Raw genomic sequence first — 18,897 nt, 5'->3', positions numbered from 1 at the left:
CGCCATGCAAGTCACGCTTTTGAAAGCCAAACTCCACCGCGCCTGCACGACCCATGCGGAGCTCCACTACGAGGGTTCCTGCGCGATCGATTCCGATCTGCTCGATGCCGCCGGCATCTTTCCCTACGAGCAGATCGAGATCTACAACGTGACCAACGGCGAACGCTTCTCGACCTACGCCATCAGCGCCGAGGCCGGCTCGCGGGTCATTTCGGTCAACGGCGCGGCCGCGCACAAGGCCGGTGTGGGCGACCGGCTGATCATCTGCGCGTACGGCTGCATGCCCGAGGGCGAGGCCAGCGCGCACAAGCCCCGGCTGATCTATCTCGACGAGGCCAACCAGGTCACGCACACCCGCAACGCCATCCCCGTACAGGCCGCGTGACCGATCTCGACATCCGTCAGCAGCCGGCCTGGCGCGATCTGGGCCGGCTCGCGGCGCAGATGAGCCGGGCGCGCGTGGATTCCATGTTCGCGCACGATCCGGCACGCGCGGAGCGCTTCACGCTCTCGGCGGCGGGCATCACGCTCGACTATTCCAAGCAACGCGTCGACCAGGCGGTGATGCGCGCACTCGGCCGGCTGGCCGAGACCCAGGGATTCCACGCCGCGCGCACGGCCCTGTTCTCCGGCGCGCCGGTCAACAACAGCGAGGGGCGGGCGGCCTGGCACATGGCCCTGCGCCGGCCCGACGACGCGCCGCTGCACGACGAGGTCCACGCGGTGCGCGCGGCGATGGCCGAGTTCGTCGACGATGTCCGTCGCGGGCGCTGGCTCGGCTACACCGGCGCGCCGATCAGCGACGTCGTCAACATCGGCATCGGCGGCTCGGATCTCGGCCCGCGCCTGATCTGCGATGCGCTCGCCCAGCTGCGCCAGCGCATCCACTGTCACTTCGTGGCCAACGTGGACCCTGCGGATCTCGACGACACGCTGATCCGCATGGATCCCGAGCGCACGCTGTTCATCGTCACCTCCAAGTCGTTCGGCACCGCCGAGACGCTGGCCAATGCCCAGGTCGCGCGTCAGTGGCTGCTCGACAACGGCGCGTCGGAAGACGATATCGCGCGCCATTTCGTCGCCGTGTCCACCAATGAAGAGGCCGTGCGCGCGTTCGGCATCGAGCGCATGTTCGGCTTCTGGGACTGGGTGGGCGGTCGTTTCTCGCTATGGTCGGCGGTCGGCATTTCGATCGCCCTCGGCCTGGGCATGGAGACGTTCGACGCGCTGCTGGCCGGCGCCCATGCCATGGACAACCATTTCGAGACCGCGCCGCTGGAGACCAACCTGCCGGCGACGCTGGCGCTCGTCGGCGTGTGGAACAACAACTTTCTCGGGCTGCCGAGCCACGTCGTGGTGCCCTATGCGCAGCGCCTGGCCGCGATGCCGGCCTTCCTGCAGCAGCTGGAAATGGAATCCAACGGCAAGTCCGTGACCCGCGACGGCGAGGCGGTGCGGGTGGAGACCGTGCCCACGGTCTGGGGCAGCGTTGGTACCAACGCCCAGCACGCCTTCTTCCAGATGCTCCATCAGGGCGTGCTCGCCGCCGATGTGGATTTCGTGCTGCCGCTGTCGGACGCCGAGGCCGCCGCCGACGATCGCGAGCGCCAGCGCGTGGCCAACTGTCTCGCCCAGGCCGAGGCGCTCATGCGCGGGCGCGACACCGACGCCCTGGTCGACGAACTCACCCGCGAGGGCCTGTCCGGCTGGGCCCTGGAGCAGCGGCTGGCTGCACGCCGGTTCGACGGCAACCGCCCGAACTCGATGATCCTGATGGACCGCCTCGATGCCTGGCATCTAGGCGCACTGGTGGCCGCCTACGAACACAAGGTCTTCGTTCAGGGCGTGATCTGGAACATCAACAGCTTCGACCAGTGGGGCGTCGAGCTCGGCAAGACCATGGCCGGGCAGCTGCTGGGCGAGCTCGAGGGCAGCCGCGAACCGGCCGATCACGACGCGTCGACCGACGCCCTGATGGACCGCGTACGCCGCGCCTGGGGGCGCGCCGGCGGCTGAACGATACGGCCTCGCGCCCGGCGCGCTGGTCGCGATCCGGCCCGCGATGCCCCTTGCCGGACGAAGCCGGGGCGTGCGCGCGCAGGTCCAGCCTACAGGCCGCGGCGGAGCGCATTCTCCGACGTCCACTGCTCTCGACCACCGTGCCGTGTCGTCCCGTCCGGCGAGGGCGTGAGGCCCGGTATGGCCTCACGCTTTCCTTGCCGAGATGCCGTCGGCCCGATGCCACACGGGCCGCAACAGGTTCTAGAATGCAGTCATGAGAGATTCCAGCGATTATCTGCCGGAGGTCGTCTACGAGGCGTCGCAGGTGAGCGCGCTTGATGCGCGCTTCATCGACGACTTCGGCGTCGACGGTTACGAACTGATGCAGCGCGCCGCGCGCGCCGCCTTCGACGAGCTGGCCCATTACTGGGCGATGCCCGGACGTATGACCGTGCTCTGCGGGCCGGGTAACAACGGCGGCGACGGCTTCCTGGTTGCGTCCCTGGCGATGGCCGCGGGCTGGACGGTGACGCTGGAGAGCCTGGTCGATGCCGACGAGATCGGCGGCGACGCCGCCCGCGCGGTCAAGCGTTTCCGCGAAACCGGCGGCTTGGTCTCGCCGTTTGCCGATACGGCCATCGAGGCCGATGTCGTCGTCGATGCGCTGCTGGGTACCGGCGTGAACCGCGACGTCGAGGGCGACATAGCCCGCGCCATCGAGCGCATCAACGACGCTGGCGATCGCGGCGCCGGGGTGTTCGCGGTGGATATCCCTTCGGGCATCGATGCGACCACGGGGCATGTTTGGCGCCACGCGGTGCGTGCCGATGCCACCACGACCTTCATCGGCCTCAAGCTCGGCATGCTGACCGGCGAGGGCCCGGCGCACTGCGGCGAACTCGCCTTCTCGGCGCTCGACGCACCGGATGCCCTCTATCGAGACGCGCCCTATGTGGCACGACGGCTCACCCATCGCGCGCTGCGGCGGGCGCTGGTGCCGCGTTCGCGCAACGTGCACAAGGGCGACAACGGCCATGTGCTGTGCATCGGCGGCAATCGTGGCTTCGGTGGCGCCATCCGCATGACCGCGGAGGCCGCACTGCGCAGCGGCGCCGGGCTGGTGAGCGTGGCCTGCCACCCGGATCACGCCGGCGCCATGAGCCAGGCCCGGCCGGAGCTCATGTGCCGTGGCATCGCCCCGGACGAGCGGCCCGAGGCGCTGATCGCGGCCGCGGACGTGCTCGCGATCGGCCCCGGGCTCGGCGCCGACGACTGGGGCCGTGCGCTCTGGCAGGCGGCGATGGACAGCGACAAGCCGCTGGTGGTGGACGCCGATGCGCTCAATCAGCTCGCGCAGGCGCCGCGTGCCCGCGGCCGCTGGATTCTCACGCCGCATCCGGGCGAGGCGGGGCGGCTGCTCGGCTGTTCGACCGCCGAGGTCATGGACGATCGCGTGGGCACGGCCCAGGCGATCGCCCGGCGTTATGACGCCGTCACCGTGCTCAAGGGGGCCGGCAGCCTGATTGCCACGCCGGAGGAGCTCTGGCTGTGCACGGACGGCAATCCGGGCATGGCGGTCGGCGGCATGGGCGACCTGCTCACCGGCGTGATCGCGGCGTTGCATGGGCAGGGGCTGGACATCGGCACCGCTGCCGGCATGGGCGTCTATGTCCACGCCCGCGCGGGCGATGCCGCCGCCGATGCCGCCGGTCAGCGCGGTCTGCTGCCGATGGATCTGCTCGACTGGCTGCGGCACTACGTCAACCCCGCACGCACGTGATCGATCTGCCGGACCCGGACGCCACGGCGACGCTGGGCGCGCGCATCGGCGCTGTCCTGGCGCGAAGTGAGGGCGGCATGGCGATCGCGCTGTCCGGCGAGCTGGGCGCGGGCAAGACAGCACTCGCGCGGGCGGTGCTGCGGGCGCTGGGCCACACCGGTGCCGTGGCCTCGCCGAGCTACACGCTCGTCGAGCCGTATGCGGTGGCGGGACGCATGTTTCACCATCTCGATCTCTATCGGCTCGGCGATCCCGAGGAGCTGGAATTCCTCGGTATTCGGGAGATCGATCCGGCGCGCGACTGGCTCTGCGTGGAATGGGCCGACCGCGGCGCCGGCTTTCTGCCGTCGATGGATGCCACCATCGAACTGCAGTATCACGAGCCTGGCCGGCGAGCGCGTGTCAGCGCCCACTCCGCGGCCGGCGAGCGCCTGCTGGCGGCGCTTGAAAATGCCACATAGGTCAATTCTTTCAAGTGGATAGAAAAGAGGACGCGCCTGAGCGCTGTTTTGATTGGGAAAAAATGGTTGTCAGCCTTGAGAGGTGGCGATAGGCTCTAGTCGGGCGATTATTCTTCGGGGCCATCCGCACAGGGCGACCAATGATGCGCGCGAGCTTGCAATGGCTGGTTTTCGGACTGCTGCTGTGCCTGGCTACGGCGGCCACGGCCGATCGGGCGACGCTTAAGGATGTCCGCCTCTGGGCATCCGCAGACAAGACACGCGTGGTCTTCGACCTCGCCGGCGCGACCGAACCCGATCTGTTCATGCTCGACGACCCGTTGCGGCTGGTGGTGGATCTGCCGGACGCCCGTGCGGTATCCGCCGTGGGCGGTGATACGCGCGGCAGCGGCCTGATCAAACGGCTGCGCACCGGGGTTCGGAACGGTGACGATCTGCGGGTGGTCATCGACCTCGCCGAAGCCGTGTCGCCGAAGAGCTTTATGCTCGATCCGGATGAGTCGCATCCCTATCGTCTGGTCGTGGACCTCTACCGCGAAAACGGGGCACCGACGACACGCACCGCGGCGCGTGATGAATCGTCCGAAAAAGCTGCGGCCGGCGGCGAGCGGCCGGATTCGGACGTCGCTTCCGCCACCGGTGACCAGACCGCCGACGACACCGCCGCCGCGCTGGCGCAGGTGTCCGACGCCGAGGCGGACAAGCGCGGCTCGGGCCGCCAGCGCGCGGCGCGTACGCCGGAGCCGCCCTCCCGGGATATCGTGATCGTCATCGATGCCGGCCACGGCGGCAAGGATCCGGGGGCGCTCGGGCCGAGCGGCACGCACGAAAAGGATGTGGTACTGGAGATTGCGCGTCGGCTCAAGTCCATGGTCGACGCTCAGCCGAACATGCGTGGCGTGCTCACGCGCGACGGCGATTACTACATCGGCCTGCGCGAACGCATGGTCAAGGCGCGCGAAGCCAGGGCGGATCTGTTCGTCTCGATCCACGCCGACGCCGCACCCGGCGGCGCGCTGGCCAGCGGCGCCTCGGTCTATGCGCTGTCGCATCACGGCGCGACGAGCGAACATGCGCGGTGGCTGGCCCAGCGCGAAAACGCGTCCGATCTCGTCGGCGGTGTCAGTCTCAAGGGCAAGGACGACAGTCTGGCGTCGTTCATGCTCGACCTGTCGCAGAGCGCGAGCATCGAAGCGAGTCTGGATGCCGGCGGCCGCGTGCTCCGGGAACTCGACGACTTGGGCCAACTGCACAAGTCGAAGGTGCAGCAGGCGGGTTTCATGGTCCTGAAGTCGCCCGATATTCCGTCGTTTTTGGTCGAATCGGCCTTCATCTCGAACCCGCGCGAGGAACGCAAGCTGTTGAGCAGTGCTTACCAGAAGGATCTGGCGCGGGCGATGCTGCGCGGCATCAAGGGCTATTTCGCCAGCTATCGGCCATCGACGCTCATCGCCGAGAATCAGGTCCACAAGGTGCGCAGCGGCGAAACCCTGTCGGGCATCGCCCAGCAGTACGGTGTGAGCGTGGGTGACCTGCGCAGCGCGAACGGGTTGAGCGGCAGTACCATCCGCGTCGGCATGGAGCTCGAGATTCCCGCCGCCGGCGGACAGCAGGTCGCCGGCCTCAACTGAGCGGCGATACGGGCGCGCGATGTCGTATCGGCCGATGAACGAGCGCCGCGTTGGAGACCGCACATCGTGTGCGGCAAGGCGCGCGCAGCCGTTCGTGGCGAGCCGCGACTAGGGCTTGGAACACCGCAGCGCGCCCATAGTCGATCTGGCATGGCCGGCCGAACCGTCACAAGCGCCCATGGAATTAACAAGATGCGGCAATAAAGCGTATAGCACGCTTGTGCGGAATGACTGCATGGCGCGCACTACGGGGCGTCTTGCCGTGGAACAGCGCTAGGCTCGGACTCGTACGAAACGTTGACAGGCCCTAGACTGGGCGATCGTTTTCCCGTCATTCGTCGCTGCGGGCGCCGACGGACGGGCACCGTCGGGAGCGCTGATTGAGTCTTGTCTACGGCCTGCTCGCGGGGCTGGCTTTCGGTCTAACGACGCATACGGGGGCGTTCATCGGCCTGCCTCTGCTCGTGCTCTGCGCCGGGATGCAGCCCCAGGCGGCGCTGCCGGTGCTGCTCTTGGCGCTGGCGCTGTGCAGCGCGGTGGCCGCGGGCGATGCGGTGCGCGCACGCCAGTGCGATGCGCGCCGTGCGCTGCACCTGGCCGCGGCCGGCGTGCCGGTGACCCTCGCTGTAAGCGCCCTGGTGCAATGGCTGCCCGCTGCGATCCTCGTTACGATCGTCGCGACAGCGGCCTGCGCGTCGGCGATGGCGCTGTGGCGTCTGGCCGGAACATCCCGCGGTCACACCCCGGCCGCGCTCTGGCGCGGCGAGACGCGGTCCTTCGCGGCCGCCGCCGCCGAAGCCGATTATCCGGGCGCCGCGCTTCTGGCGGCCGGCGCGGTGATCGGAGCCGCGCTCGCGGCGGCGGCCGCGCCGGGGGCGGCCGGTGTACGCGCATTGCAGCGTCGCTTCGCGCCCGCCGACGAACCCGTCGAGCTCGGTTCGATGCTGTTGGCCGTGGCGCTGGTCGCTCTGGTGGCCGCGGGGTTTCAGTTCGTGCTCGCGCCCGCAGCGCCGGGCTATGTCTCCGGTCTGTATGTGCTGGGCGCGGTTGCGGGTGCGGGTTTCGCCCGCCGTGTCGAGCGCGAGCGGTGGCGGCCGTGGCTTGCCCGCGCGATCGCCTGCGGTGTGCTCGTCGGCATGCTGGCGCTTCTCGGCGTCGCGGTGGCGGGGTGGCTGTGAAGCGTGTCGTGCTCGTCGGCGGCGGGCATCGCCACATGGCGCTGCTGGCCGAGCACCGGCGCTTCGCCGATGCCGGCATCGCGGTCGCGCTCATCGATCCCGGCCGCTTCTGGCGGGGCAATCACGTCAGCGCGCTCATGGCGGGGCGGGTGACGCCCGAGGCGCTGCGGGCATCGCTGGGCAGGCGCTGTCGGGACGTGCGTTTCGACTATGCCGGGACACGGGCGATCGGCCTGGATGCGCGCCATCAGCGGGTCTGGGTCGCCGGCGGCGCGATGCACCGCTACGACGCGGTATCGATCGATGTCGGCCTCGAGCCCGATCTGGACGGCCTGGATGATCGCGGCGTGCGTGTGCAGGTCTGGCCGGCCCATTCGGTGGCGGCGCTGGCCCAATGCCGCGACGCGCTCGACCATGCGCCCACGGGGCGCCCGCCGCGCGTCGCGGTCTGCGGCGCCGATGCGCGCGCGGTCGAAGTGGCCGCCGGGCTGTCGCGGGCGCCGCGCCGTCTCTCGGTCGCGCTCTATGTGCCGGGGCCACGGCTGCTGCCGGAAGCGCCGCGGCGGGCGGTGCGTGCGCTCGTGCGCGAACTCGCCCGGCGTGGCGTGGATGTGGTGATGGATACCGCGATCAGCACGCTGGCGGAGGCGGCGGTGCTCAGTTCGGACGGCCGGGCCTTCGGTGCGGATCATCTGGTGACCAGTCATCGCGAACGCGGCAGCCGCTTCATCCATGCCGGCGGTCTGCCGACGCAGGCGGGGCGTCTATGTGTCAACGCGCGCCTGCATTCGACGGTCGACGATCGGGTGTTCGCGGCCGGCGGCTGCGCTCGTCTGCCCGGCGGGCAGGTGCCGGCGCCGATGGACGTCGCGTGTCAGGCCCGGGTGCTGGCGCGCAATCTGCAGGCGCGTCTCACGCGTCGACCGCTGGGCCACTATCGCGCCGGTCCGGAGCGCGGCCTGATCGATCTCGCCGACGGCACGGCGCTGGGCTGGTGGGGCCGGTTCTGGTGGCGGGGTCGCTGGCTGGCGGACTACAAGCACGCACTCGACGGGCGCCTGGACGCGCGTCTGGCCGAGACTGCGCAGGCGCAGGGCGGCGCGGGGATCGCGGATCGGTGATTGATGATCGGCGGCGTCGGCCGCTGCGATCGGGGCGGCCGGTCGGCTGGTCGCTGTGACCGTGGTGGCCCGGGGCGCGGTAGATGTGGACTACCGGGTGGCGGCCGAAGGCGGAGCGGCGTTCGCGATACCAATGGTCCGGGCCATCGTCGAGTCGTTGATCCGCCGGACATGAAAAAGGGCGACGCGTCGATCGACGCGCCGCCCTTGTCGCACTCGGCGATGGGGTGGAGCGATCAGGTGTTCGCCCGCACGCCTTTTTCGATGCGCTCGCCGATGGTCTGATCGACGTTCTTCCAATACTCGAACGCGCGTTCGAGGATCGGCTCGCTGACGCCGCCGCTCAGATGGCCGACAACGTTGTTCACCAGGCGATCACGCTCCTCATCGTTCATGACCTTGTTGACGAGGTCGTTGGCCTGATTGAAGTCGCCGTCGTCCTTGCGCAGCGTGTAGGCGGCACGCACCATCTGGCCGTCGGCTTCCCAGACGTTGTTCGCCGGGTAGGCGGACGGGTTGGCGTGGGGGCCACCCTTGGTGTTGGGCGCGTACACCGGATCGGAGACGTTGTGCATGCGCATCGCGCCGCCCTTGGTGTAGCTGTTGACCGGCGATTTCGGCACGTTGACCGGAATCTGCCTGTAGTTCACACCCAGACGGGCGCGATGGGCGTCCGCATAGGAGATTGTACGGGCCAGCAGCATCTTGTCGGGCGACACGCCGGTGCCAGGCACCATGTTGTTGGGCTCGAACGCGGCCTGCTCGATCTCCGTATGGAAATCGGTCGGGTTGCGGTCCAGCTTCATGGTGCCGACCTTGTGCAGCGGATAGTCCTCGTGCGGCCAGATCTTGGTCAGGTCGAACGGGTTGATCCGGTAGGTCTTGGCGTCCTCGTACGGCATGATCTGGACGTACAGCGTCCAGGTCGGGAAGTCGCCGCGCTCGATCGCGTTGAACAGGTCGCGACGATGATAGTCGGCGTCCGAGCCGGCCATCTGGTCAGCCTGTTCCTGGGTCAGGCACTTGATGCCCTGATCGGTCTTGAAGTGGTACTTCACCCAGAAGCGCTCGCCTTCGGCGTTGACCCACATGTAGGTGTGGCTGGAGTAGCCGTTCATGTGGCGCCAGGTGGCGGGCACGCCGCGATCGCCCATCAGCCAGGTGACCTGATGCGCGGATTCCGGCGACTGCGTCCAGAAGTCCCACTGCATGTCGTGGTCGCGCAGGCCGTTGTCGGCGCGGCGCTTCTGCGAATGGATGAAGTGCTGGAACTTCATCGGGTCGCGCACGAAGAACACGGGGGTGTTGTTACCCACCATGTCGAAGTTGCCTTCGTCGGTGTAGAACTTCAGCGCGAAGCCGCGCGGATCACGCCAGGTGTCCGGGCTGCCGGATTCGCCGGCGACGGTGGAGAAGCGGGCGACCATGTTGGTCGTCGCACCCTTCTGCAGGAACGTCGCCTTGGTGTACTTGGACACGTCCTCGGTGACTTCGAACTGGCCGAAGGCGCCGCCGCCCTTGGCGTGCGGCTGGCGGTCCGGAATCATCTCCCGGTTGAAGGCCGCCATCTGCTCCATGAGGAAGTGATCGTGCATCACGATCGGGCCGTCGTTGCCGACGGTGAGCGAATGCTCGTCGCTCGGATACGGCTCGCCGCCGGTCGTCGTTTCGGTGTTGCGGATATCGTCTGTCAAGGTTCTGTCCTCCCGGTGGTTCGGCGCGTGACGCAGCGGGTCACGCCTTTCAAAGAATCGATCACACAGCCTGTTCGGCCGGGGTTGCATGCGAACGACAGTCCGCGCAGACGCCCCAGAACATCACCTCCGCTTCGTCGACGTCGAAATCGTGGTCATGGCCCGGCGAGAGGCAGGGCGCATCGCCGACCACGCAGTCGACATCGTCGATCTTGCCGCAGCCGCGGCAGATCAGGTGATGATGGTTGTCGCCGGTGCGACGCTCGAAGCGGGCGGGATGCCCGGCAGGCTTGATCTGGCGGACCAGATCGGCTTCCATGCAGGCCGACAGCACGTCGTACACGGCCTGTTTCGAGATGGCCCCGATCCGCGCGCCGACGCCGTCGTGCACCTGCTCGACGGTCGCATGCGGATGGTCGACCAGCCATTCGAGTACCGCGAAACGATGTGCGGTGACCCGCAGACCGTTGTCGCGCAGTTCCTGAACCGTGGTTGCTGTGTCTCGACTCATTGCAGAAGCATAATCATTTATTTTCTTGGATGAGTCAAGAAAAGAGCTGCCTGCTCCGAGCGGCGGCGCGTCGCAAATCGCCGGTTCGCACGCCCGCAAGGAAATACGGCCCACTCGCGCGCACCGAAATGGTGGCCTGACGCCGGGCTCGCTATGGCCAGTGGGCCCGGCTCGGGCGGGATCTTCCGGCACCGCCGGGGCGTGCCCGGCGATCGCGCAGGAGCGCCGGGTTTGTCGGCGCGGTACGGGCGTTACCGGTGCTGGTCGGCGTGGCGGCTGGTACCGGATTAGAATGGGGCGCCCGAGTCGACCCGGACGCCGTTTACCGCCCATGCCGATCCTGCCGCTAGACGACCAACTGATCAGCCAGATCGCCGCCGGCGAAGTCGTCGAACGGCCGGCTTCCATCGTCAAGGAACTGGTCGAGAACAGTCTCGACGCGGGCGCGGCGCATATCGAGGTCGAGGTGGAACAGGGTGGTCTGCGTCGCATCGTGGTCGACGATGACGGCGACGGCATCGCGCCGAGCGAGCTGCCGATGGCGGTGGCCCGGCACGCGACCAGCAAGATCAGCAGCCTGTCCCAGCTCGAGGCGGTCGCGAGTCTGGGCTTTCGCGGCGAGGCCCTGGCGAGCATCGCTTCGGTGGCCGAGCTGACCGTGGCCTCCTGCGGACCGGGCGCCGAGCACGGCTGGGCAGTATCCCCGGGCCGCCACGACGACGCGCGGCCGGCGCCGCAGAATCGCGGCACGCGTGTCGAAGTGCGGGAACTGTTCGCCCGGATCCCTGCGCGCCGCAAATTCCTGCGCGCGCCGGCGACCGAGCTTCGGCATCTGCGGCGCGCCTTCAACCAGCTGGCGTTGTCGCGCTTCGACATCGGGTTCGTACTGCGTCACGACGGCGTCGAACTTGCGCGGCTCGCCCCGGCGGCGGACACCGCGGCGCGCCTCGCCCGGGTGGTCCGGGTGCTGGGCAAGAGCTTCGACGAACACGCCGTGGCGGTGGACGAGGCCGCGGCCGGGCTGCGTCTGACCGGCTGGGTGGCGACGCCCGGATTCTCGCGCGGCCAGGCCGATCTGCAGTACAGCTATGTCAACGCGCGGCCCATCCGCGATCGGGTCTTCAACCACGCGGTGCGTCTGGCCTATCGCGATCTGCTGCACAATCAGCGGCATCCGGCCTATGTGCTCTATTTGGAGGTCGACCCGCGGCAGGTCGACGTCAATGCGCATCCGGCCAAGGCCGAGGTGCGATTCCGCCAGTCGCGTCTGGTGCACGATTTCGTATTCCGCAGCGTCGGTCGCGCGCTCGCGGCGGTGGAGGCCACCCCGCATCCCGCGCGGCACGTCGAGCTGCCGGTACGCGAGCCCGCAGCCGATACCGGGCCGGTCGCCGCGCCCGAGCCGCCCGCGGCCGCCGGACCGCAGCCGACCCGGGGGTTCGGGTTCGACACCCGGCCGGGGGTGGGCGACGTCGCGGCGGCCTATCGGTTCCAGGCGCCGCCCGAGCCCACGCCCGCGGCGGCCGCGGCGCCCGCGCCGGAACCCGACGACACCCCCGCGCTCGGCTATGCGATCGGCCAGCTGCACGATATCTACATCCTCGCCCAGAATCGCGACGGCCTGATCCTGGTCGACATGCACGCCGCGCACGAGCGCGTGCTTTACGAGCAGCTCAAGGCGGAGTATTCCTCGGGCGAGATCGCCGGCCGGTGCCTGCTGGTGCCGGAGACGCTCGCGCTCGCCGAGACCGAGGCCGCGGCCGTGGAACAGCACGGCGAGGCGTTGGCCGCGGTCGGCCTGGACATCAGCCGCAGCGGGCCGACGACGGCGCTGCTGCGCGGGGTGCCGGCGCTGCTTGCCGACGGCGACTACATCGCCCTGGCGCGGGACGTCATCGGTGAACTCGACGACGGGTTGCGCGGCGCCGACGGCGTGCGCGACGCCATCGACGACGTGCTGGCGGACATGGGCTGCAAGGCGGCGGTCAAGGCGGGGCGGCGGCTGACGCTCACCGAGATGAACGCGCTGCTGCGCGACATGGAGCACACCGATCGCGCCGGGCACTGCAATCACGGCCGCCCCAGCTGGATTCAGGTCGACATGGCCGGGCTCGACCGACTGTTCATGCGCGGCCAGTGAAGCCGCCCGTTCTCTTTCTTCTCGGGCCGACCGCCTCCGGCAAGACCGGACTCGCGGTGGATCTGGTCGAGCGCCTGAACGCCGAGATCGTCTCGGTCGACTCGGCGATGGTCTATCGCGGCATGGACATCGGCACGGCCAAGCCGGATGCGGCCACGCTGGCGCGCGCGCCGCATGCGCTCATCGACATCCGCGACCCGGCCGAGCCGTACTCCGCGGCCGAGTTCCGCGCCGATGCCGCCGCCGAGATCGCGCGCATCCACGCGGCCGGCCGCCTGCCGGTGCTCACCGGCGGCACCTCGCTGTATTTCCGCGCGCTCGAGCACGGCCTGGCGGACATGCCGCCCCGCGACGATGCGGTGCGCGCGCGGTTGACCGCCGAGGCGCAGGCCGACGGCTGGCACAACCTGCACGCCCGGCTGGCCGCGGTCGATCCGCCGTCGGCGGCGCGTATCCATCCGAATGATGCGCAGCGCATCCAGCGGGCGCTGGAGATCCATGCCCTGACCGGGACCGCGCCCAGCGAACTGCATGCGCGGCAGAACGAATCCGCGCTGCCGTGGTCCATCTGCAAGCTCGTCGTGGCACCGGCGACCCGGGCCGCGCTGCACGAACGGATCGCGCGACGATTCGAGATCATGCTGGAACAGGGGTTCGCCGCAGAGGTTGAAAAGCTTTATTCGCGTCCCGATCTCAATGTGACACTTCCGTCGATACGGGCGGTGGGCTATCGTCAACTCTGGCAGGTAATGGCCGGCGAAATGCGGATGGACGAGGGGGCGCGCCGCGCCGTGTTCGCCTCCCGCCAGCTGGCCAAGCGGCAGCTGACCTGGCTGCGCTCGCTGCAATCGGCCCGGTGGCTGGAAAGCGACGCCCCGGATCTGCGTGAGCAGGCGCAAAGTCATGTCAGTCAATGGTTTGGCCTCTAGTGCACGTGCTACGATAGCGTCATCGAAGATTTCTATTTGCTGCTTTTTCGGAGTCTGTCCCCATGGCAAAAGGCCAAACACTACAAGAACCATTCCTCAACGCCTTGCGCAAGGAGCGCGTGCCGGTGTCGATCTATCTGGTCAACGGCATCAAGCTGCAGGGTCAGATCGAGTCGTTCGACCAGTTCGTCGTGCTGCTGCGCAACGCCGTCAACCAGATGGTCTACAAGCACGCGATCTCCACCATCGTCCCGTCGCGCAACGTGCGCTCCGAGATGCGCGAAGAGATGGGCGAGAACGCCGGCGAGGTGGACGACGATTAGTTTCGATCCGGCCACCGTGTTGACGCATGTTTGAACGGCCGCCCAGCGGTCAGGCGGCCGTTATCGTGCACATCGCCTTCGGCGTCGACGAATACGCCGAGGCCGATCGCGAATTCCACGAGCTGGTGGAGTCCGCCGGCGCCGAGGTGCTCGACCACATCGGCGGCAGTCGCCGTTCGCCCGATCCGCGCTATTTCGTCGGCGGCGGCAAGGTGGACGAGATCGCCGCGGCCGTGGTGGACCGCAAGGCCGAGCTCGTGGTGTTCAACCACGACCTCTCGCCGAGCCAGGAGCGCAACCTCGAGAAGCGGCTGAACGCTCGCGTGCTCGATCGGGCCGGGCTGATTCTGGATATATTTGCCCGGCGGGCCCGCTCGCACGAGGGCAAGCTGCAGGTCGAGCTCGCCCAGCTCCAGCATCTGGCCACCCGTCTCGTGCGGGGTTGGTCGCATCTGGAGCGCCAGAAGGGCGGCATCGGCCTGCGCGGGCCGGGCGAGACCCAGCTCGAGACCGACCGGCGCCTGCTCAACGTGCGCATCAAGACACTGCGCGAGCGTCTGGAAAAGGTGCTCGCCCGACGCGAGCAGGGGCGGGCGTCGCGGCGGCGCGCGGAGACGCCGATCGTGTCGCTGGTCGGCTACACCAACGCCGGCAAGTCGACGCTGTTCAACCGGCTCACCGGCGAATCGATCTACGCCGCCGACCAGTTGTTCGCCACGCTCGATCCGACGCTGCGTCAACTCGAGGTGCCGGTCGGCGACCCGCTGATCGTGGCCGATACCGTGGGCTTCATTCGCGATCTGCCGCATGAGCTGGTCGCGGCCTTCCGGGCCACGCTCGAGGAGACGCGCGACGCCGACCTGCTGGTGCACGTCATCGACGCTGCCGACCCCGAGCGCCGTGCGCACGCCGCGCAGGTCAATCAGGTGCTGGCCGAGATCGGGGCCGGCGAAGTGCCCCAGATCGAGGTCTTCAACAAGGTCGACCTGCTCGACGACGAGACCGTGCGCATCGAGCGCGACGCCCACGGCGCGCCGGTACGCGTCTGGGTGTCGGCGATGACCGGCGCCGGCGTCGATGAACTGCGCGCCGTGCTGGCCGATATCTGCAACCCGGACATGGTCGCGGGCGTACTCCGGGTGCCGGCCACGGCCGGACGGCTGCGTTCGCGGCTGTTCGAGCTCGGGGTCGTCGACGACGAACGATACGAGAGCAACGGCGATGCGCTGCTGTCCGTGACCGCCTCCGAGAGTGATCTCGCACGGCTGATCGAGCGGGCGGGGCTGACGGTCGAGGACGTGCTCGTGCAGCGGCGTGCGGCGCGCATGTCCGTTCGCGAGACTTCGGGAACGCACATACACTGACATACCGGAACGCGTGAACAGCGGCCGGACCCGTTGTGCCCGTGCCGAACGCCGTGTGCGCGTTCGACAGGGGTCGGGCCGGTCGATAGAATCGCGGTTTCGCCAAAGGGATGATCATCAGCATGGCTTGGAACGAGCCTGGCAAGGGCCAGGATCCGTGGGGCGGCGGCAACAAGAACGGCGGCGGCCCCCCGGATCTGGAGCAAATATGGCGTCGCCTGCGTGCCCGCTTCTCCGGCCGCAAGAGCGGTGGCGGTGGCGACAACGGTAGTGGCGGCGGCATCGGCGGGCCGCCTCCGGCCATCTTTCTGCTGATCATCCCGCTGGCGCTGGTGATCTGGCTCGCCACCGGGCTGTATGTGGTCCAGCCCGGCGAGAAGGGCGTGGTGCTGCGCTTTGGCGACTACACCTCGACCGCCGGTCCAGGCTGGCACTGGCACATGCCGTATCCGGTGGATCGCGTCTACAAGGTCGACGTGCAGCAGGTGCGCCGGGCCGGCAACCGTGCGGTCATGCTCACCAAGGACGAGAACATCGTCGAGGTCGAGGTGGCGGTCCAGTACCGTATCTCGGACGCGATGAACTATCTCTTTCAGTTGCGCGAGCCGGATCAGACCGTCGAGCAGGTGCTGCGCTCGGCCGTGCGCGAGATCGTCGGCACGAGCCGCATGAACCAGGTCATCCAGGAGGGCGTTCAGGTCGAGGAGCTCGAGGATCGGGCCCTGGAGAACGTGGATTTGAAGGAGGGCTCCGGCCTGCCGGCCGAGCGCGATGCGCTGCAGGACGTCGACGAGAAGCTGGTCGACGAGATCAAGCAGCAGCAGCAGAGCTATCCGGAGATCGACGACCGTTCGCGGGCGATGCTGCCGGAGAACGTGCGCAAGATCGTGCAGACGACGCTGACGAGCTACGAGGCGGGCGTCGACGTCGTGGCGGTGAACGTGCAGTACTCGCAGCCGCCGGAGCAGGTGCAGAGCGCCTTCGAGGAGGCCATCAAGGCCCGAGAGGAAGAAGAGCGCAAGAAGAACATTGCCCGCGCCTATGCGCGTGACATCGTGGCCCGCGCCCAGGGTGAGAAAGCCCAGATACTGCTCGAGGCGCGCGGCTATAAGGAACAGAAGATTGCGCGTGCCGAGGGTGAGTCCTCGCGGTTCTCCGAACTGTTGACCCAGTACGAGAACGCCCCCGAGGTCACACGCGAGCGGCTCTATCTCGAGACCATGGGCGACGTGCTCTCGTCGGCCAACCTGATTCTGGCCGAGCAGGGCGGCGAGAACGGGCCGATGATGTATCTGCCGCTGGAGAAGATGCTCAACGAGTCGCGGCGCAACAAGGCCGCCGAACGGGCCGCCAACCAAGGCATGGATGGGGGCAGCGACGGTGGCGGTGACGGCGCGCAGACCACGCCATCCGATGGCGGCGCGTCCTCGTCGTCCAGCCGCACCGATAGTCTTCGCAGTCGGGATCGCAACTCATGAGTCCCAAGCACATTCTTCTCATCGTCATCGTGCTGGCGATCGGCTACGCTGCCTATGATTCGGCGTTCATCGTCGACGAACGCGAGCGTGTGGTCGTCGTGGAGCTCGGCGAGATCATCGGCCAGGATTACGATCCCGGACTTCATTTCAAGATTCCCTTCATCCAGAAGGTGCGTTCCTTCGATCGTCGCGTGATGACCTTCACCGAGGAGATCCAGCGCGTGCTGACCTCGGAGAACAAGAATCTCGCGGTCGATTTCTACGTCAAGTGGCGCATCCGCGACACCGTCGACTACTACCTGTCGACGCAGGGCGATGAGCAGCGCACCCGCAGCCTGCTCACGGAGATCGTGGAGAACGACCTGCTGGCCGAATTCTCCAAACGCACCATTCGCCAGGCGGTCGGCGACGAGCGCAACGAGATCGTGGCCGCCGTCCAGGTGCAGGCCAACCAGGATGCCAAGGAGCTCGGCGTCGAGATCACCGACGTACGGATCATGCGTCTGGACCTGCCCGAGGAGGTGAGTGAATCGGTCTACGAGCGCATGCGCTCCGAGCGCCAGGAGGTCATCCGCACCCTACGTGCCCAGGGCGATGCCGCGGCGCAGGAGATCCGTGCCGACGCCGAGCGTGAACGCACCATCATCCGCGCCACGGCCTATAGCCAGGCCCAGACGATCCGCGGCCAGGGCGATGCGCGAGCCGCCGAGATCTATGCGCAGGCCTATCAGCAGAATCCGACGTTCTACAGCTTCTACCGAAGCCTGGAGCTCTACCGGAACTCGCTGGGCAGCGACGATCTGCTGCTGCTGCGCCCGCAGGGCAAGCTGTTCCGGTACTTCAACCCGCAGGCGTCGGATAGTGCGCCGCAGCCCTGATCGGCCCGATGTGGGTCGATCTGCTGCGGGCGGTCGCGCTGGTGCTGGTCATCGAGGGGCTGCTGCCCTTCCTGGCCCCCGAGCGCTGGCGTGAGATGATGCTGCGGCTGTCCGACGTGGACGGCCGCAGCCTGCGGATCTTCGGCGGCGTGCTGATCGGCGTGGGTGCCGTGCTGCTTCAGTTCGTCCACTAGCAACGTTCTATTTTCGGACCGTCATGCAATCCAAACGCTGGCTGCTGCCCGAGGGCGTACAGGAAATGGTGCCGCCGGAGTCGTGGCGGCTCGAAGCCGCGCGCCGCGAGCTGCTCGATCTCTACTGGCGCTGGGGGTTCGATCTCATTCGGCCGCCGCTGATCGAGTATCTCGACTCGCTGTTCACCGGCGCGGGACACGAACTCGACCTGCAGACGTTCAAGCTCACCGATCAGCTCAACGGCCGGATGATGGGCGTGCGCTCGGACATGACCACCCAGGCGACGCGCATCGATGCACATCGCCTGGCGGCGCGTGGGCCGGCGCGCTACTGCTATATCGGCTCCATCCTGCGCACCCGGCCCGAAGAGCCGGGCGGTTCGCGCTCGCCCCTGCAGGTCGGCGCGGAAAAGTTCGGCGACGCCCATATCGACAGCGACCTCGAGATCGTCTCCCTCATGCTGGAGACTTTGACGTTGATGGGCGTCGACAACGCCTGTCTCGATCTCGGTCATGTCGCGATCTATCGGCGCCTGGTCGCGATCGCGGGCATCGACGCCAATCTGGAACCGCTGCTGTTCGACATTGTCCAGCGCAAGTCGCGTCCCGATCTCGACGCACTGGCCACGGACGGGCGGCTGGATGCGGGATCACACGCGCGCTTCGCGCGCCTCATCGAGCTCAACGGCCCGCCCGCGGTGCTTACGGCGGCGCGCGAGGCGCTGGCCGGGGTCGACGACGCCATCGACGCGGCGCTGGCCTGCCTGGACGACATGATCGGCCTGCTGGCGCGCCATTATCCGGAGGTGCCGGTCTATCTCGACCTCGCCGAGCTGCGCGGCTATCGCTACAAGACCGGTCTGCTCTATGCCGCGTTCGCGCCGGGCCTCGGGCGCGAGCTCGCCCGCGGCGGGCGCTACGACGATGTCGGCGCGTCCTTCGGCCGGCCGCGGCCGGCGACCGGTTTCTCCGCCGACCTGAATCTGCTCGCAGCCCTCGGGCGTTTCGACTGTGCCACGCGCGGCGGCGGGATCGAGGCGCCGGCGGGCAGCGATCCGGAGCTACTGGCCTGCGTGCGCCGGCTGCGGGCGGCGGGCGAGCGCGTGGTCGTCGCCACGCCCGGCGCCGCCGAGTCGGGCGAGAACGGCTGCGATCGCCGGCTCGAGCATGTCGACGGCCGCTGGCAGGTTCGTCCGCACTAACCGAATTTCCTT

At 68.3% G+C, this 18,897-nt stretch carries 17 protein-coding genes; 15 read left to right on the top strand and 2 right to left on the bottom strand.

Going from position 1 to position 18,897, the window contains the following annotated elements:
- The first annotated feature begins 4 nt into the window (after nt 1-4).
- From panD to SAOR_RS04660, 7 genes are all read left to right on the top strand, one after another.
- Nucleotides 5-385 (top strand): aspartate 1-decarboxylase, encoded by a 381-nt coding sequence (gene panD / locus SAOR_RS04690; protein ID WP_123630421.1) that lies wholly within the window; start codon nt 5-7, stop codon nt 383-385.
- A complete protein-coding gene (gene pgi, locus SAOR_RS04685; RefSeq protein WP_123630420.1) occupies nt 382-2,016 on the top strand; it encodes a glucose-6-phosphate isomerase in 1,635 nt (544 codons plus the stop codon). The genes panD and pgi overlap by 4 nt, the downstream gene beginning before the upstream one ends.
- 259 nt (nt 2,017-2,275) lie before the next feature.
- Nucleotides 2,276-3,781, top strand: coding sequence for an NAD(P)H-hydrate dehydratase (locus SAOR_RS04680; RefSeq protein ID WP_123589628.1), 1,506 nt, complete (start codon nt 2,276-2,278; stop codon nt 3,779-3,781).
- Entirely contained in the window at nt 3,778-4,242 is a 465-nt protein-coding gene (tsaE, locus tag SAOR_RS04675; RefSeq protein ID WP_123589627.1) for a tRNA (adenosine(37)-N6)-threonylcarbamoyltransferase complex ATPase subunit type 1 TsaE, read from the top strand. The genes SAOR_RS04680 and tsaE overlap by 4 nt, the downstream gene beginning before the upstream one ends.
- A gap of 143 nt (nt 4,243-4,385) precedes the next feature.
- On the top strand, nt 4,386-5,873 hold the full coding sequence (locus tag SAOR_RS04670) for an N-acetylmuramoyl-L-alanine amidase (protein WP_221177774.1): 1,488 nt from the start codon (nt 4,386-4,388) through the stop codon (nt 5,871-5,873).
- 380 nt (nt 5,874-6,253) lie between these two features.
- The gene (locus SAOR_RS04665; protein ID WP_123630419.1) at nt 6,254-7,051 is read left to right on the top strand and encodes a TSUP family transporter; all 798 of its coding nucleotides are present in this window, start codon (nt 6,254-6,256) and stop codon (nt 7,049-7,051) included.
- A complete protein-coding gene (locus SAOR_RS04660) occupies nt 7,042-8,172 on the top strand; it encodes an NAD(P)/FAD-dependent oxidoreductase (RefSeq protein ID WP_123630418.1) in 1,131 nt (376 codons plus the stop codon). Before SAOR_RS04665 ends, SAOR_RS04660 begins: the two co-directional genes overlap by 10 nt.
- 236 nt (nt 8,173-8,408) lie before the next feature.
- Here SAOR_RS04660 and SAOR_RS04655 read toward each other — a convergent pair whose 3' ends face one another.
- Nucleotides 8,409-9,866 (bottom strand): catalase, encoded by a 1,458-nt coding sequence (locus tag SAOR_RS04655; RefSeq protein WP_123630417.1) that lies wholly within the window; start codon nt 9,864-9,866, stop codon nt 8,409-8,411.
- Between the two features lie 61 nt (nt 9,867-9,927).
- Entirely contained in the window at nt 9,928-10,377 is a 450-nt protein-coding gene (locus tag SAOR_RS04650; RefSeq protein WP_123630437.1) for a Fur family transcriptional regulator, read from the bottom strand.
- A gap of 331 nt (nt 10,378-10,708) precedes the next feature.
- Here SAOR_RS04650 and mutL point away from each other — a divergent pair, with 331 nt between their 5' ends.
- The 8 genes from mutL to SAOR_RS04610 all read left to right on the top strand — a co-directional run bounded on the left by mutL (nt 10,709) and on the right by SAOR_RS04610 (nt 18,885).
- Nucleotides 10,709-12,517, top strand: a complete 1,809-nt coding sequence (mutL, locus tag SAOR_RS04645) for a DNA mismatch repair endonuclease MutL (RefSeq protein WP_123630416.1) — start codon at nt 10,709-10,711, stop codon at nt 12,515-12,517.
- Nucleotides 12,514-13,446: a tRNA (adenosine(37)-N6)-dimethylallyltransferase MiaA gene (gene miaA, locus SAOR_RS04640; RefSeq protein ID WP_123630415.1), complete on the top strand. Its 933-nt coding sequence runs from the start codon at nt 12,514-12,516 to the stop codon at nt 13,444-13,446. Before mutL ends, miaA begins: the two co-directional genes overlap by 4 nt.
- A gap of 62 nt (nt 13,447-13,508) precedes the next feature.
- Nucleotides 13,509-13,769, top strand: coding sequence for an RNA chaperone Hfq (hfq, locus tag SAOR_RS04635; RefSeq protein ID WP_123589619.1), 261 nt, complete (start codon nt 13,509-13,511; stop codon nt 13,767-13,769).
- Nucleotides 13,770-13,795: 26 nt separating this feature from the next.
- Nucleotides 13,796-15,133 carry a ribosome rescue GTPase HflX gene (gene hflX / locus SAOR_RS04630; protein ID WP_123630414.1) on the top strand — a complete coding sequence of 446 codons (1,338 nt, stop codon included), beginning with the start codon at nt 13,796-13,798 and terminating at the stop codon, nt 15,131-15,133.
- A gap of 122 nt (nt 15,134-15,255) precedes the next feature.
- Nucleotides 15,256-16,611, top strand: coding sequence for a protease modulator HflK (hflK, locus tag SAOR_RS04625; protein WP_185015549.1), 1,356 nt, complete (start codon nt 15,256-15,258; stop codon nt 16,609-16,611).
- Nucleotides 16,608-17,489: a protease modulator HflC gene (hflC, locus tag SAOR_RS04620; RefSeq protein WP_123630412.1), complete on the top strand. Its 882-nt coding sequence runs from the start codon at nt 16,608-16,610 to the stop codon at nt 17,487-17,489. Before hflK ends, hflC begins: the two co-directional genes overlap by 4 nt.
- 8 nt (nt 17,490-17,497) lie before the next feature.
- Nucleotides 17,498-17,683, top strand: a complete 186-nt coding sequence (locus SAOR_RS04615) for a DUF2065 domain-containing protein (RefSeq protein WP_123630411.1) — start codon at nt 17,498-17,500, stop codon at nt 17,681-17,683.
- A gap of 23 nt (nt 17,684-17,706) precedes the next feature.
- Nucleotides 17,707-18,885, top strand: a complete 1,179-nt coding sequence (locus tag SAOR_RS04610) for an ATP phosphoribosyltransferase regulatory subunit (protein ID WP_123630410.1) — start codon at nt 17,707-17,709, stop codon at nt 18,883-18,885.
- The last annotated feature ends 12 nt before the right edge of the window (nt 18,886-18,897 follow it).

The sequence above is a fragment of the Salinisphaera orenii subsp. orenii MK-B5 genome (assembly GCF_003788635.1).
GTDB classification, from domain to species: domain Bacteria; phylum Pseudomonadota; class Gammaproteobacteria; order Nevskiales; family Salinisphaeraceae; genus Salinisphaera; species Salinisphaera orenii.
The sequence above is the reverse complement of the archived record's forward strand: the minus strand, read 5'-3'. Positions and strand labels throughout refer to the sequence as shown.

What these genes read in the sequence shown, in the direction of transcription:
- SAOR_RS04615 (WP_123630411.1), top strand. Translation starts at nt 17,498, where the DNA reads ATGTGGGTCGATCTGCTGCGGGCGGTCGCGCTGGTGCTGGTCATCGAG.
- panD (WP_123630421.1), top strand. Translation starts at nt 5, where the DNA reads ATGCAAGTCACGCTTTTGAAAGCCAAACTCCACCGCGCCTGCACGACC.
- hflX (WP_123630414.1), top strand. Translation starts at nt 13,796, where the DNA reads ATGTTTGAACGGCCGCCCAGCGGTCAGGCGGCCGTTATCGTGCACATC.
- SAOR_RS04610 (WP_123630410.1), top strand. Translation starts at nt 17,707, where the DNA reads ATGCAATCCAAACGCTGGCTGCTGCCCGAGGGCGTACAGGAAATGGTG.
- hfq (WP_123589619.1), top strand. Translation starts at nt 13,509, where the DNA reads ATGGCAAAAGGCCAAACACTACAAGAACCATTCCTCAACGCCTTGCGC.
- SAOR_RS04670 (WP_221177774.1), top strand. Translation starts at nt 4,386, where the DNA reads ATGCGCGCGAGCTTGCAATGGCTGGTTTTCGGACTGCTGCTGTGCCTG.
- hflC (WP_123630412.1), top strand. Translation starts at nt 16,608, where the DNA reads ATGAGTCCCAAGCACATTCTTCTCATCGTCATCGTGCTGGCGATCGGC.
- mutL (WP_123630416.1), top strand. Translation starts at nt 10,709, where the DNA reads ATGCCGATCCTGCCGCTAGACGACCAACTGATCAGCCAGATCGCCGCC.
- SAOR_RS04650 (WP_123630437.1), bottom strand. Translation starts at nt 10,377, where the DNA reads ATGAGTCGAGACACAGCAACCACGGTTCAGGAACTGCGCGACAACGGT.
- hflK (WP_185015549.1), top strand. Translation starts at nt 15,256, where the DNA reads ATGGCTTGGAACGAGCCTGGCAAGGGCCAGGATCCGTGGGGCGGCGGC.
- SAOR_RS04680 (WP_123589628.1), top strand. Translation starts at nt 2,276, where the DNA reads ATGAGAGATTCCAGCGATTATCTGCCGGAGGTCGTCTACGAGGCGTCG.